Origin of the sequence: Calothrix sp. 336/3 (assembly GCF_000734895.2) — a bacterium.
Lineage (GTDB): Bacteria > Cyanobacteriota > Cyanobacteriia > Cyanobacteriales > Nostocaceae > 336-3.
Map to the genome: position 1 here is coordinate 6,072,605 of NZ_CP011382.1, position 13,094 is coordinate 6,085,698.

Here is a 13,094-nt window from a genome sequence, read left to right on the forward strand (position 1 = left end):
AGATACAGCAATAAATTTACTTTTAGTGGAATAAAATTTACATTGGCATCTCAATAATAAACTCCGTACCTTTACCTAGGAGGGAATTACAACTCAACTTGCCACCGTGGGTTTCTTCAATAATTTGTTTGGCGATCGCCAATCCTAACCCCGTACCCTTACCTACACCTTTCGTAGTAAATAAATTGTCAAATATTTTCTGTTTGACTGATTCAGTCATCCCTTTTCCATTATCAGCTATGGAGATTTTTACCTGCCTATTTTCCATTGATGTTTTAATGGTAATTTTATTAGGATTTGCTTTAATCTCTGCAAAACTTCGCCCAATATTTGACTCATCTAGAGCATCAATGGCATTCGCCAGAATATTCATGAATACCTGATTTAATTGCCCTGGGAAACATTCCATTTGGGGCAATTTAGCATACTCTGTAATTACTTCAATGGCAGGACGCAGTTGATTCGCTTTCAACCGATGTTTGAGAATTAAAATTGTACTATCAAGTCCTTCATGGATATTAAAGGATACTTTGTAATCTGTATCGGCACGGGAGAAAGTTCTTAAGCTAGTGCTAATATTTTTTAATCTGTCGCATGCCATTACCATAGCATCAAGCATCTTGGGCAAATCTTCTAAGCTATAATCCAAGTCAATTTCTTCAGCATGTTCCAGAATATGAACACTGGATTCGGGGAAAGCTTCTTGATATAGTTTCAAATGCTCAGTAATATCAGTCACAGTGGGTTTTGCTTGCTTGAGGCTAGCAGCAATAAAGCCAAGGGGATTATTCATTTCATGGGCAACACCAGCGACTAAATTACCCAAAGCGGACATTTTTTCACTTTGGACTATTTGTAATTGTGCATTTTGTAAATCTTGTAATGATTGTTGAGTTTGTTGAAAAAGTCGGGCATTTTCTAAAGATATTGCAGCTTGAGAAGAAAGTAGATTGATAACTTGTAACCTTTCATCAGTAAATACCCCAGTTGCCAGTTGATTTTCTAAGTACAAAATACCTACCAAATGCCCTTGATTCATAATCGGCATACACAATATACTCTTAGGCTCATGCTCTAGCATGTATTCCCCAATTACTCCAGGAATATCTGTTTGGCAATTATCTATAACAAGTATTTCTTGTGTATTTTTGACGTAATTGATAAGTTTTATAGGGATATCTTCAGAAGTATCTGTGAATTGTGGTTGAAGAATCGTTTGGATTTGACCTTGGGTATTAATCCAGGTAATTGCTCCCACTTGCCAAACATTATCTTGAGGTAGAATTAATACAGATTTCTTCGCACCAGAGTTTTCCAGAATAATTTGGGTAAGACTGGCAAGAAGCTCATCTAATTTAATACTACTAGAAATAGTTTGAGCCGCTTTGAGGATAGAAGAAAAATCTAGGACATCGGAAATACTTTTAGTAGAAGTATGGGTTGATAAAGAAGTCCGAGGAAAGCCAATGGTACCGATAGTTTCCCAGGGGTTGAGGGTAATTTGTCGCTGTTGTAAGATAGGTTGAATTAGTTGGGGATAGCACGCTTCTAAATCATCGATTTTGGCTTTGGCTCCCCATCTTGCGTAACAGTAATAAGCTTCTTGCATATATCCAGCAGCAACTTTTTCCTTACCCCAATTCAAATAAAACCTACCTGCTAATTCGTTACCTAAAGCTTCTTCGTAGCCATAATTATGAGTTTGAGCTGCGTTGATTGCTTGTTCATATAACTCAATCGCTGTCATTTTTTCGTGATTTAGTCGCGCTTTTTCTGCTTGAATCAGTAAACATTTATGTAGAATATTTTCTGGACAAGCTTGCCGCCAATTATTTAATTTTTCTTCCAGGATAGTAACGGCTTCTAAATGAAGTTGACGTTCTTTCTCTTCCTGAGCATGTTCCGCTAAAGCTAAATGCATCAAGGCTACATAGAAGATACTGGAAGGAACTTTCGCATGGCTGGCAATAGTATTTTCAATGATGCTGAGTTGGGGAATTAAATCAGGATATGCAGCTTTGTGATCAAATAAATAGGCATGGCGAATTTTCACAGAATATAGCCAAGCCAAGTGATAGGGTGTATTGCTATATTTTTGTAAATATTCAGCTTCACTGAAACTATCATCATCAAAGGTAAAGGAAGTTTTTGTTAAACCTAAAAGATTACGGATTGGTTGGATGACTCCAACTATTAAAGCATCGAGATTCTCTAAACTTTTGATGCGGCGTAAAAAATCTGCATGGGTTTGAGCGATCGCGTATAATTCATCAAGATTTTTACCATAGGTCAGGCGATCGGAACCACTTTGTATCATCATAAAGCCCACTGTCAGCCAGTTCCCACCTTCCATACCATACTTATAGGCATTTTCATAGTAGGTATCAGCTTCTCGGATGGGACGACTCCAGCTATGAACATCCGCAGCAAAGAGAAAATTAGTCATCCCCCGCACATCAGCATTATCAAATTGTTCACAAAGTTGTACAGCCATGTTTCCAAACTGATAAGCTGTAGCAGAATCTTTTAATACAGCATTCGCAATTAAGCCATAGCCAACATAACCGAAGGGAGACATATCACTGTTCCCATATTGCAAAGATAAAGTGGTCATTTTAGCAATTGCTAGAAGTGCTAAAATTGGCTGACCATCTAACCATGCAGCATAGAAAAGAATTTGTAAAATTCGCAGCATTTCTGCGATGATGCCATCTTCCATTTTGGAAAATTCCAGGATGGATTCAACAGTATGCTGTTCCAAAAATCTTTTAACTGTAGCAACTTCTGTATCAAAACTAGCTTGAATCAACTCCTGCTCTGTGGGAATTTCCCATCCCAGCAATTGTAAGCTCTGACGTTGAATATCTATTGCTTCCCCATTTCTTCCTTGCAGCTGATATTGAGTCATCTGTACTCGATAAATTACTGCTTTATCTAAGGGTGTTTGAGCATGGGTAAGTGCTACTTTGTAGAGGGCTTCTGCTTGGTCAAAGTTACCACATAAATACGCGGCTTCTGAGGCATAACGATGCAAATCATAGCTTAACTGGTAGTTTGTCTGCCAAGTATTTGTAGGTAATAAATCAATGCCAATCTCACAATAGTTTTCTGACGCTTGATAAGCTGCTGATAGTTTGGCTTTTTCTCCTGCTTGAAGATTTAGCCTAGCTAGTTGTAGCTGTTCTTGACTATGAGAAATTATCTCTTTCCCCTGATTTAATTGATTGACTAAATCAAAGATTCTCTCTGATTGTTCTTGTGTAGATAAGCCTTGTAATAGTAATTGACCTATTTTCCAATGTGTGTGTTGTTTTTCTGCTTCTGGAATCAAAGAATAAGCAGCTTGTTGCACTCGGTCATGTAAAAATTTATAGTTAACAGCTTGAGAAACTTCTCGTTGATGAACTTGTGCTTCAACACCCAAATAAAACTTATAAACCTCACTCTGTGGTAATATAAATCCTTCCTGCAAAGCTTTCCACAAAGCAGTAGCGGTTTCCATTTCTGATTGTTCACAAACAATTGCTAAAGTCTCTAAATCAAATTGATTGCCTACACAAGCTGCAAACTTTAAAATCTTCTGGGTTTCTAGGGATAACTTCTGTAACTGCAATGCCATAAACTCTACAACATCATCAGTTAAGGCTGTTTTTCTTACCTGACTAATATCACATTGCCAATAACCAGCATCTAAATCAAAACTTATTAACCCATCTTCATACAATGCTTTGAGAAATTGACTACTAAAAAATGGATTTCCTTGAGTTTTTTGATAAATTAACTGAGTTAATGCTTCTGCGGCATCAGCAGTACAATTTAAAGTATCTGTGACGAGTTGATTTAAGCTATTTTGGCTCAAAGGTTGTAAAGTAATCGTATTAATAACTGTGCCAGATTTGCTAACATCATTTAAGGTCATCATTAGGGGATGTGCCGGAAATACTTCATTATCTCGGTAAGCACCAATTAATAATAAATATCCTCTGGCTGATTCATTCATTAATAATTGCATCAGTTGTAAAGATGCCGAATCTGCCCACTGCAAATCATCTAAGAAAATAACTAAGGGATGTTCTTTAGTTGTGAATACTTGCAGAAAATTTTTAAATAATGAATTAAAGCGATTTTGTGCGGCAGTGCCTGATAATTCTGGTAATGGTAATTGTTGACCAATAATTTTTTCTAACTCTGGAATTACTTCAATAATTACCTGTCCATTTTCGCCCACAGCAGCCAGAATTTTTTGCTTCCATTCCTGAATTTGTGACTGACTTTCTGTTAATAACTGCCCCATTAAGTAGCGAAATGCTTGCACAAATGCGGAAAAAGGAATATTCCGATTAAATTGGTCAAATTTACCCTTGATGAAATATCCCCGTTGTTTAACAATAGGTTTATGCACTTCGTTCACTACCGCAGTTTTCCCAATTCCTGAAAAACCTGCAACTAGCATCATTTCTGTTTGACCGTTTGAGACCCGCTCGAAAGCATCTAGTAAATTTTGGACTTCTGCTTCTCGTCCATAGAGCTTTTCGGGAATGATAAATCTATCACAAATATCTCTCTGAGCAATTGGAAAGTATGAAATTGTTGCATTTCCCTGAAGGGAAGCTAAACATTGTTCTAAATCATATTTCAATCCTAAGGTACTTTGATAGCGGTCTTCGGCATTTTTTGCCATCAATTTGTAGACAAGTTCTGATAGTACCAATGGAATTTTTGAATTAATCTCATGTACCAAAGGTGCCGTTTTTGCAATGTGACAATGCACCAATTCCATTGCATCTTCGCAGGAAAATGGTAATTGTTCTGTGAGTAATTCATAAAAGGTTGCACCCAAGGAATAAAAATCACTGCGATAGTCGATTCCCCGATTCATTCTTCCTGTTTGTTCTGGGGAAATGTAAGCTAGAGTTCCTTCCAATATATTGAGACTTTTAATTTCCTGAGTTTCTTTCGGAAGTAAAGATGCGATACTAAAGTCAATTAATTTAACTTCTTTGGTTTCAGGATTAATTAAAATATTGCTGGGTTTAATATCCTTATGAATAATACGGTGACGATAGAGAATATCTAGGGTATCACATAGGCAAATTGCTATTTCTAAAAACTCTTCTAAACATGGAGAATAATGATTATTAGTGAAGTAATCTTTGAGGGAAATTCCTCCAAAGTCTTCCATCACTAAAGCGTAACCATTTTGGTAAGTTTCTAGACTATAGGTTTGAATAATTCCAGGGTAGTTGAGATTTTTCGCTATGGTATACTGGTTGCGAAATTGCAGGAGTTCGTTGAAGCTAGGATAAGAATTTTTTAGCACTTTGATTACCACTGGTAATGAGTCTATTTCTCGAATACAACGATATACTTGGGTTCTGGAACCATCGTAAAGTTGTTCACTAACTTGATATCCGGGAATATTGACTTGAGTAGTAATCATCGCTCATAACTCTAAATACCTTCGCACTTAGTATTCCCATATAATGTGACAGAATTTTATCTGTACACAAAATAATATATTTGCTGTTTCCTGTAACTTCCAAGTGGGGAATATCCGGAATTGATGCTCTCATAAACAAAATCCGTCTTGGTACTAGCTACCAAAACGGACTAATGAAATTATTTAGTGGATCCGAGCAGAGTCGAACTGCTGTCCAAATTGGGTATTAACACCCCGTTCGTTCACAGGTTTAGTCTATCTAACCCTCAAGACGGGGAACGTTCATTATCCCGAACGGTAGGATGCTCTGGTAAAGTCTTTGCTAATAAGTCCACCAGAGGGAACTTACTCACGCATCCGTTGGGGTTTGCCTCTAATCCTTAACGGAGTCAAACTAGAAGCGAGCGTACCTTTGAGAGGTTTAGATTAAGCAGCTACTGCTACACGCTCAAATTTTACGATGTTGTTCGCATTTACATTTGTTTGAGTCTTTGATTTGCGAGAGACGACTCACTCTCGACCTGAATCACAGAGTAGCTTTCGCCAACCTGTCGAAACCGTTACGGACCCTTGTCCTGTAGTCTGATTGTAGCACGTTGATTGCAGAACAACAAGAGGTAGAATTTTGCTTTTTATGACAAAAATTTTTCCTTCCTCTTTGAGTTTATTTGATTCCGCTAGGTCATAATGAAAGTCTCACCTTTTCCTGTGTTTTTCTTTCTCTAGAAATAGGAAAGCAGGCATAGTGTTGTTAGCTCTGGAAAAGTATGACAAAAAAACATCTCACTATTAAGGAATTAACGGATACGGTGGGGGGTGGTACAACACCACGAATGGTGAGACATTATCATTCCTTAGGGTTATTGCCGCAACCTGTGAGAAGTCAAGGAAATTACCGACTCTACAATCAACAGGATGTGCAGAGATTACAACGGATTGTGGCATTGAAACAGCAGGGTTTTCAACTCAACCATATCCAGCAAATCTTAGAATCAGAGCCAGAAGCTGAGATTGGTAGTAATTTGACAGCACAATTGCAACAGCAATATCGGAATGTGATGCAGCAAATTGCTCAACTACGACAGACAGCATCTGCTTTAGAGGGGTTGCTAGGAAGAGATAGAGATTGTCAAATCATGCAAGCGGAAGTATTAGCACAGTTAAAACTGCTAGAAGTGGAGACACAGACGGGATTTGATGGATTAGAGACGTTGTGGAATCGATTAGATGCTCAAGTGGATGCTCATCCAGAAGTGTTTGGGGAATCCTTACAATGTTTATTACCGGAGTTATTAGAACGTTCAGAGATTGAGCGTGATGTGATTTCTCAGCTAGTTTTAGCTTGTGGGGATGTGAGTTTGGTAAATTTTATTCGGGTAAGTCGGGGGGCGATCGCCAGTTGTCGAGGGGCGTTAAAATCAGGTTGTGATGTTGTGGTGGATATTCCCACGGTTGCTGCTGCTCTTGATCAAACTCGATTGATGCATTTGGGGTGTCGTACCCAGGTTTTGATTGACGATCGCCATGTGACAACGGTGACAGAAGCGGAAAATGCATTTTGGCGATCGCCGCAATGGAGACAAAAACTATCTCAAATCTCAGCTAATTCTATTTTAATAGTTGGTTATGCACCGTCGGTTTTACTAGCTATTTGTGAAGCAATTCAAAATCAACAAATTCAACCGGCTTTAGTCATTGGGATGCCCATCGGTTTTAGTCATGCACCTGCGGCAAAGCGTAGACTGATGCAATTATCATCACCCTATATGACAATTCAAGGAACATTAGGAGGAGGGTTATTAGCCGCGACTGCCCTCAATTCTTTGGTTGAATCATTAATAGCTAAACCAGATTGTCACTGTCATTTAAATTGTTAATCGGGAATATTTGAATAGAGATAATTGGTATTATATCCCCTTAAATCCTGTATCCATATCTAATTTTTGCTCTGCAACAGGGGAAATCATTTTTATATTTTTCTTCCCTTGATTGCGTATTCCAATTTGACTGATAAAAATACCAATGAGAATCAAACTACCACCAATATATTGAGCTATATTTGGAGCTTCCCCCAAGACTAGATAAGCTGCAATAATTCCCACCAGGGGAGTAAAGGAGCCAACTAAAGAGGCAACAGAAACACTAGAACTTCTCAAACCTTTAATCCAGAAAGATTGCCCTAAAACAACAATTACCGCACCATAGACTAACATCCACTGCCAGAGAAAAGGTGAGAAAACATCCATAAAATGGTCACTACCATAGAGAATTAAAGCAATAATAAAAAAGATGATAGTTCCCAAGGCAGTACGAAAGACACTATAGACTCCTAGGGGAATTTGTGAAAGATGCTGTTTGCCAAGAATTGTCGCAACCGCTAAAACTAAAGCTGCGATAACTGCAAGAATTTCTCCAATTCCTAAATGAAATCCTGCCATTTGCATCATTTCTTGTCCAGGAGGTTGTAAAATTATAGTGAGAGTGACACCAAAAAAGGCAGTAATTGCCCCTATAATCTCCCAAATATTAACCCGTTCTTTTAATAATAAAATTGATAATGCTAGTGTCACAGGTGGTTCTAAACGTCCCACTAAGACAACATTATTCACATGGGTGAGTGCCAAAGCTTGAAATATTAATCCAGGGGCGATCGCGCCTGATAGGATGGCAACTATTACTAAATAAAACCAGTTTTTTCTCGATATTTTTTTTAATCTAGTTCTGTTCCACTGCCGCCAGTAAATTGCTATCATTAATATTAAGGCGCACAAATTTCCCACAAATAAAACATTACATAGGGAAATAGGATTACGACCGTCTATAAAATGTTGGGAACCAATTTCTGTCAGTTTGCGAGTAATTGCACTAGATGCTCCAAAAATTAGGATTGCCAGCCAAAGATAAATTTGCCCAGGAATTTTCGAGACTTGATGCTGTTGTTTGTGTGGCTTACCGAGCATAACAATCCTGCTGTAAAAGCACTTTCTTTTAATTCTAAGCTTGTCGAGTCAAGTCAGGGCGAGGGAAATCTGAGAAAATGCTGAGTAATAATTGAGATTTATTTTAGGATATATTCAGGGAATTTAGGGTTTAACTTCAATCAGTTCTCAGTGGTAACTGCGATGCTTTTAGCAGTCGGGATGATAGAAACACTTCAGGAGTAAAAAGATGAAATTCACCTCACTGCTAGCAACCATGGCGATCGCTGGGATGTTTACTATTGGTAATATCCCTGTATTACCTCAAGCTTCCGCTCAAGAAGCTAAACAGGAAATGAAAGATGTTACAGGTTTAACTACTCAACAAAAAGTTGATATGCTGATCAAAAGTAAAGGTCAGTTTGGTAGTGGAGACCAACTACGACGTTACTTTTTTGGAGATTTAGAACCAATTGGAGTCCAACCCGGTGGTGCAGGGATGGTGGTTAATCTCTACAATAAGACTAATGATATCACTATTTCTTACTGTGCAACTTATGATGTCGTAATTACAGTTAAGAAAGGTAAAATAGCTAGATTCTCACCTAACGAAGTTAAATAATTTTATAACTTCATCGCCTCATTTTTGATATCTTATTAGCAGACAATCAGCAATATTTTTGACGGTGACTCTATATTTTTGTAGAGGGAAAATTGCAATAATTCTTAATGTCAAATCAACGTGAAATCTTTGTTGGTACATCAGATATCACCATTGCCTTAACCCCCGGTTTGTGTCTCAAGTTTAAATGTCTTCTCTCCTAGATGAGCAAAGGAGAAAAATTTATTTGGTAAGCGTTTAAGTTTGACAGAGCATTACAACCCTCTACAAAGTCTTTATCTATTCGTCAATTATCCTATTGAGCTATTTTCAGAGAGCTTTCTATGGAATTTAGAGATTTAATTTTGTTGTTGCATCCTGTAATTGCCGTAGTGGTAGTTTTCCCCTTAATTGGTATTGTTGTGAATCGCGCTTTGCTGACTCGTCAACGCAGATTAGAAACAAAAACCACAGGTAAAAGCAAAATTCCACCCATCGCAGGGCAAGAACATGTACAACTGGGACGATGGTTAACTGGTTCTGTCGTTGGTATTGTTTTAATGGCTTTAGCCAATGATGTTTTTGGTCATATTATAGATGAGAGAACCTGGACTAAATCACAGTTTCAAGTAATTTTTATTATCCTGATATTTGTGGCAACAACTGCCTCTCAAATTCTACTGTATCAAGCAAAATCCCAGCAATGGCGGGCAATATTTGCCACTTTAACTGGTATGGGTTTAGTGATAATTGGTTGTCAAGATGGCATCTATCGCAAAACAGAACAATGGTATATTTCCCATTATTATTATGGCATAGCTGCCGCATTATTAATGATTTTTTCTCTGGCAATATTACCAGAAATATACAAAGATAAAACAAATTTTTGGCGCAAAGTGCATATCGCATTAAATTGTCTAGCTCTGTTAATCTTTATTGGGCAAGGATTCACTGGAACTCTATCATTATTGGAAGTTCCTCTCCATTGGCAAGAAAGTTATGTCCAAGAGCTTTACAAACAAAAATGTGATACAAAACCTTGCACCATTCAAGCTCCATCCTTACCTTAAAAAGTTTTTCACTCTATAGTCTACTTTCGGAAGGTACTAAAATCATGGAAAAATAGGGCACATTTTCTGCATCTACTTCATTCAAAGGAATCACTTTTTGATTTTCCATGGTTCCGCGTTCAATGTAACGTGCCCGTGATGTTAAATTCAATTTATTTAAAACATCTCTCACCTTGGCAAAATGCCGTCCAATTTTGATAATTGCCGCAGCATCCGCATTTAATAATTGTGTTTCTAAATCTGAACTAGGCAATGTGCCGGGTAACACACTAAATATATCGTTGCGATATGTGAGGGGAACTCCTAAAGCGGAAGCACAACCCATGGCACAGGAAACTCCCGGTACTACTTCCGTTTCATATTCGTCAGATAAGCGTGTAAAAACATACATGAATGAACCGTAAAATAACGGGTCGCCTTCACAGAGAACCACTACATCCTGTCCAGCAGCTAGGTGGGTGGCAATGGGTGTAACTACTTCATCATAGACTGGTTGGGCTGCTGCGGGGTCAAGGGCACGGGGTAAATGATACTGAACTTCAATTTGATTTCCTGGGAGGTATTCGGCAACAATACCCCTAGCTACACTGGGTTTGCCCTCAGCAGATTGGTAGGCAACTACGGGACAGGAACGTAATAATCGTAACGCTTTGATTGTTAATAATTCGGGGTCTCCGGGACCTACACCAACACCATATAAACGACCTTTTACCATTATTCTTCCTCCATTGCTAAAGCATTAATTGCAGCTGCGGCGATCGCACTGCCACCTCTGCGTCCGTGTAAAGTTATAAATGGTACACCTCGGCTATCTATAGCCAAAGCGGCTTTGGATTCAGCAGCACCGACAAAACCGACGGGAAAACCCAGAATCAGAGCAGGTTTGGGTGCGCCAGCATCTAACATTTCTAAGAGGTGAAACAAGGCAGTTGGAGCGTTACCAATTGCTACCACTGCACCTTGGAGATAGTCTAACCATAGCTCTAAAGCTGCTGCCGAACGGGTATTACCCATACGCTCAGCCAAAATAGGAACCTGGGGATGATTCAAGGTACAAATCACCTGGTTATCTGCGGGTAAACGTTTGCGAGTCACCCCATTTGCTACCATTTGACAATCACATAAAATTGCTGCTCCTTGGGCTAAAGCGTTACGTCCCACAGTTACAGATGTTGCTGAGGCGCTGATATCATTGACAATATCGGTCATCCCACAAGCGTGAATTAAACGTACTGTCACCTTGGCTAAATCTGGTGGTAGGGCGGATAAATTGGCTTCTGCGCGAATGGTAGCGAAGGATTGACGATATATTTCTTTGCCGTCTCGAATGTAATTAATTGTTGTCATTCAAATTTTAATAGGGGGAAGGGTTGAAGGTTTGGTGATTTCTCGGCTGTTTCCTACTTCACTGAAGTATCCTTTGTAAATCTGCAATGCTGTAGCGATTGATAAATTCCCGAAAGGATTCCCTGTTTCCTTGACTGAGATAAAGTTGTAAAATTTTCTCTAGGATGGGAAATAGTTCGGTGACTCCTATTGGGGAAGAGAGTAAACGTCCAAACCGACTTTGCTGATCGCCGAGATAAACTTGATATTTTTCTAAAGTCCCTGCTGGTGAAGTTTCACTGACACCAAGACAAGTAATATCGCTGGGTGTCTGTTGGGCGCAGGATTTGTCACAACCTGTAAAATGAATATTCACCGGGTGTTGTAATTGGACACGTTGATGTAGAAACTCTGCTAATTCTAGGGCGTGTTTTTGAGTGTCACCAGCAGCAGCAGCACATCCTTGATTACCTCTACAGGCTACCAGGGCAGCGAAAATATTGTTTGTGGATATTGGTAGTTGTAATTCTTTGAGTTTTTGCTCAACTACGTGTAAATACTCATTTTTGATGTCGCTGAGGATAAAATTTTGCCATGGTGTGAGACGAATTGTACCATTGCCATAGGTTGTGGCGATGTCTGCAAGAGCGTTTATTTGCTGAGTTTCGATTCTTCCTAGGGGAAGGGGGACACCGATGTAGGAATATCCTGACTGTCGTTGGGGATGGATACCGATGTGTAAATAGGATGGATACTGGGTTGGGGGATGGTGAAACCGGGGGAGTGATTTCCCCAGTTGCTGGGCGATCGCCAGGAGAAATTTTTCTACTCCAACAGCTTGCACAACTTCCTTGAGTCGAGGTTGGGAGGATTTGCGACGGGTAGGGGTTGCTATCTGGGTAGTGGGAGAATTTTGTAAATAGACTTGGATGACAGCAGCGATCGCCATCACACATTCTTCTGGTCGCAGTAAAATACTGGCAGTGTTTTCTTGGTGCAATCTCAGGGAGAAATACACCTGTTGGTCAATGCGAACGGCAGTTAAATAGATATCATTGGGTTGGCAACTAATAGTCACCGCACCACCACCATCCACAGCAATACTAAATTTCGGGGAAAGGGGTGCGATCTCTGGGTGGGTAGAAATATAACTATCCAATTCCTGCACCAGGGGACGAGTATCAATTAATTCATCTCTATCAATACCCGCAGTCGGACTACCCATAATATTTCGGAGATGATCAACCTCTGGAATCCTCGCAGCTAGAGCTAATTTTTGCAATTTCACCAGAAAATCAGTTGAGATATCTTGGTGGATTTCACGGATTTGGATATTGCCTCGATTAGTAATATTGATATAGGTGCTGCCATAGGATGTAGCTAATTCCGCGATCGCCACAAATTGCTGACTATGGAGAATTCCCCCAGGTATGCGAATCCGCAACAATTTCCCATCCCGTGCGGATGTACCATAAAAAATCCCCGGACAGCTAACAGAATCAGACGCTAATAACATGGCAACCCCTTCCCTGTGCTACGCAGAGAGCAGATGAATATCTCTAGATACTTGCGGAGTCGGCATTCTGACTAACAAAATTGGATTACAGCTGCGGCACAGTACCGGAATCTCACCGGACTTTCCCCACTCCAAGCTTGGGTATTCTACCATGGGGAAATTCCTCTGTTGTCAGAGACAAGGTTTTCTTTAACTCTGGTGACTAATTCACCAACTGACAAAG

Annotated in this window: 8 protein-coding genes, 1 other RNA gene and 1 riboswitch; of the genes, 3 read left to right on the forward strand and 6 right to left on the reverse strand. The window is 39.4% G+C overall.

Annotation, left to right across the window (positions count from 1 at the left end):
* Window positions 1–37 precede the first annotated feature (37 nt).
* Entirely contained in the window at window positions 38–5,440 is a 5,403-nt protein-coding gene (locus tag IJ00_RS25400; RefSeq protein WP_035158076.1) for an ATP-binding sensor histidine kinase, read from the reverse strand.
* Between the two features lie 184 nt (window positions 5,441–5,624).
* Window positions 5,625–6,010: a transfer-messenger RNA gene (ssrA, locus tag IJ00_RS27970) on the reverse strand.
* Between the two features lie 197 nt (window positions 6,011–6,207).
* Between ssrA and IJ00_RS25405 the strand changes: the two genes are divergently transcribed.
* On the forward strand, window positions 6,208–7,317 hold the full coding sequence (locus tag IJ00_RS25405; RefSeq protein WP_035158077.1) for a precorrin-8X methylmutase: 1,110 nt from the start codon (window positions 6,208–6,210) through the stop codon (window positions 7,315–7,317).
* Window positions 7,318–7,347: 30 nt separating this feature from the next.
* Here IJ00_RS25405 and IJ00_RS25410 read toward each other — a convergent pair whose 3' ends face one another.
* Window positions 7,348–8,400, reverse strand: a complete 1,053-nt coding sequence (locus IJ00_RS25410; protein ID WP_035158078.1) for a DMT family transporter — start codon at window positions 8,398–8,400, stop codon at window positions 7,348–7,350.
* Between the two features lie 208 nt (window positions 8,401–8,608).
* Here IJ00_RS25410 and IJ00_RS25415 point away from each other — a divergent pair, with 208 nt between their 5' ends.
* Entirely contained in the window at window positions 8,609–8,980 is a 372-nt protein-coding gene (locus tag IJ00_RS25415) for a hypothetical protein (protein WP_035158079.1), read from the forward strand.
* A 323-nt stretch (window positions 8,981–9,303) separates the two neighbouring features.
* Window positions 9,304–10,029: a DUF4079 domain-containing protein gene (locus IJ00_RS25420; protein ID WP_035158080.1), complete on the forward strand. Its 726-nt coding sequence runs from the start codon at window positions 9,304–9,306 to the stop codon at window positions 10,027–10,029.
* A 13-nt stretch (window positions 10,030–10,042) separates the two neighbouring features.
* Here the strand turns inward: IJ00_RS25420 and IJ00_RS25425 are convergent, their stop codons facing one another.
* The 3 genes from IJ00_RS25425 to cobG are packed head-to-tail and all read right to left on the reverse strand — an operon-like array spanning window position 10,043 to window position 12,871.
* Window positions 10,043–10,744: a precorrin-2 C(20)-methyltransferase gene (locus IJ00_RS25425; RefSeq protein ID WP_035158081.1), complete on the reverse strand. Its 702-nt coding sequence runs from the start codon at window positions 10,742–10,744 to the stop codon at window positions 10,043–10,045.
* Window positions 10,744–11,376 (reverse strand): precorrin-8X methylmutase, encoded by a 633-nt coding sequence (locus IJ00_RS25430; protein ID WP_035158082.1) that lies wholly within the window; start codon window positions 11,374–11,376, stop codon window positions 10,744–10,746. Before IJ00_RS25430 ends, IJ00_RS25425 begins: the two co-directional genes overlap by 1 nt.
* A gap of 58 nt (window positions 11,377–11,434) precedes the next feature.
* Window positions 11,435–12,871 (reverse strand): precorrin-3B synthase, encoded by a 1,437-nt coding sequence (cobG, locus tag IJ00_RS25435; protein ID WP_035158083.1) that lies wholly within the window; start codon window positions 12,869–12,871, stop codon window positions 11,435–11,437.
* 39 nt (window positions 12,872–12,910) lie between these two features.
* A riboswitch (cobalamin riboswitch) is annotated at window positions 12,911–13,040 on the reverse strand.
* Between the last annotated feature and the right edge of the window lie 54 nt (window positions 13,041–13,094).

Coding starts and splice junctions, on each gene's coding strand:
- IJ00_RS25420 (WP_035158080.1), top strand. CDS start 9,304: ATGGAATTTAGAGATTTAATTTTGTTGTTGCATCCTGTAATTGCCGTA.
- cobG (WP_035158083.1), bottom strand. CDS start 12,871: ATGTTATTAGCGTCTGATTCTGTTAGCTGTCCGGGGATTTTTTATGGT.
- IJ00_RS25400 (WP_035158076.1), bottom strand. CDS start 5,440: ATGATTACTACTCAAGTCAATATTCCCGGATATCAAGTTAGTGAACAA.
- IJ00_RS25415 (WP_035158079.1), top strand. CDS start 8,609: ATGAAATTCACCTCACTGCTAGCAACCATGGCGATCGCTGGGATGTTT.
- IJ00_RS25410 (WP_035158078.1), bottom strand. CDS start 8,400: ATGCTCGGTAAGCCACACAAACAACAGCATCAAGTCTCGAAAATTCCT.
- IJ00_RS25425 (WP_035158081.1), bottom strand. CDS start 10,744: ATGGTAAAAGGTCGTTTATATGGTGTTGGTGTAGGTCCCGGAGACCCC.
- IJ00_RS25405 (WP_035158077.1), top strand. CDS start 6,208: ATGACAAAAAAACATCTCACTATTAAGGAATTAACGGATACGGTGGGG.
- IJ00_RS25430 (WP_035158082.1), bottom strand. CDS start 11,376: ATGACAACAATTAATTACATTCGAGACGGCAAAGAAATATATCGTCAA.